Origin of the sequence: Streptomyces sp. NRRL F-2664, from assembly GCF_000719345.1 — a bacterium.
GTDB lineage: Bacteria > Actinomycetota > Actinomycetes > Streptomycetales > Streptomycetaceae > Streptomyces.
In genome coordinates this window covers 1-295 of sequence record NZ_JOFX01000496.1, presented here as the reverse complement: position 1 = coordinate 295, position 295 = coordinate 1, and the positions used below count along the sequence as shown (strand labels likewise).

Annotated in this window: 1 pseudogene; it reads left to right on the top strand. The window is 68.5% G+C overall.

Annotation, left to right across the window (positions count from 1 at the left end):
- A pseudogene (locus IF89_RS45725) lies at positions 1-295 on the top strand (transposase); the annotation flags it as partial.

The window sequence follows — 295 nt, the reverse complement described above, 5'->3', positions numbered from 1 at the left end:
TGGAGGATTTCGCGGCGGAGGTATGCGAGCCGTTCGGGCGGGCGGATCAGCGTTGGTGGGGTCGATCTACCTGCGTGGTCTGCTGATGGACGGCGGGCGCAAGTCGGTCGAGCCGATGGCCGCCCGGCTGGGTGAGGACGGCAATCGGCAGGCGTTGGCCCACTTCGTGACCTCCAGTCCCTGGGATCCGGCGCACGTACGGGCGAGGCTGGCGTGGAGGATGCAGCCGGTGATCAAACCCGCCGCGCTGATCCTTGATGAGACCGGCTTCCTCAAGGACGGGGACGCGTCGGCG